The sequence below is a fragment of the Streptomyces recifensis genome (assembly GCF_002154615.1).
Classification (GTDB): Bacteria; Actinomycetota; Actinomycetes; order Streptomycetales; family Streptomycetaceae; genus Streptomyces; species Streptomyces griseoluteus.
This window is the reverse complement of sequence record NZ_MUNH01000527.1, coordinates 929-1978: the sequence shown is the minus strand read 5'-3', so window position 1 is coordinate 1978 and position 1050 is coordinate 929. Positions and strand designations below refer to the sequence as shown.

The following is a 1050-nucleotide window of genomic DNA, read 5'->3' as shown; positions in this document are numbered from 1 at the left end:
CGGCGCACCGCTACGCGGGCCGGGACCGCAGTCCCTCCAGCAGGATGTCCAGCAGCCGCGCGGAGGCGGCCGCCTGCTGCGCCGCGTCCGGCAGCGAGGGCGCCGCCGTGGCGATCACCAGGAGCACGTCGGACACGGACACGTCGGCCCGCAGCTCCCCGGCCGCCCGGGCGCGCTCCACGAGCCGCCCGACCACGTCCAGCAGCGCCGCCGTCCCCGGCTCGCCGCCGCCGTCCCCCCACCCGCAGCACCTGTGGCGGCAGCAGCCGCCCGGCGCCGGACGCCACCGAGGTGCGCAGGAAGCGGGAGAGCGCCGACCACGGCTCGTCCTCCTGGCCCAGCGCGGTCCGGGCCTGCTCGGTCAGCCGCGCGGTCTCCTCCTCGGCGATCCGCCGCACCAGCACGTCCTTGCTGGGGAACCGCCGGTACACCGTGCCCACACCGACCCGCGCCCGCCGCGCCACGTCCTCCATCGGCGCGCCGTACCCCAGCTCGCCGAACACCTCACGCGCGGCCCTCAGCACGTGCTCCAGATTGCGCTGCGCGTCCACCCGCAGCGGCGCCGCGCGCCCGCCGCCGGTCCGTCCGGCCGACGCGAGGGGCGCCGCTGACCAGTGCGTGTCCTGAACATGCATGTCTTCCCCCGGTAATGACGTCTCCCCCCGGAGACTCCCCGCCACTGATTTCCGAAAGCGCGGAAAACTGGCGCCGGTCCTGAGCGGGCCCGCACCCGGCGACCCCCTCGAAGACCCTCCCGCACCCCGTCGACACAGCAACATAGTTGAGCGGGAGTCAATTCAGAAGGGGTAGGTTCCGCACAGTGCGCCCCTCGATCGGAGTACGAGCCATTTATGTCCGGATTCCGTACCCCCGCACATCCGGCCGCCGGTCACACACATGGCCCAGGCTGTGGACAAACAACAGCGCCGGGTGCGTCATGGGATGGTGAAGGAACGCGCGCGCATTCTGGTCGTCGGCGGTGGCTACGTCGGCATGTACACCGCCCTGCGTCTTCAGCGGAAACTGAAACGGCAGCTCAGACGCGGTGAC

At 72.6% G+C, this 1050-nt stretch carries 1 pseudogene; it reads right to left on the bottom strand.

What is annotated here, in order from left to right:
* Positions 1 to 10: 10 nt before the first annotated feature.
* Positions 11 to 635: pseudogene (locus CCN33_RS24915) on the bottom strand (TetR/AcrR family transcriptional regulator).
* Positions 636 to 1050 lie beyond the last annotated feature (415 nt).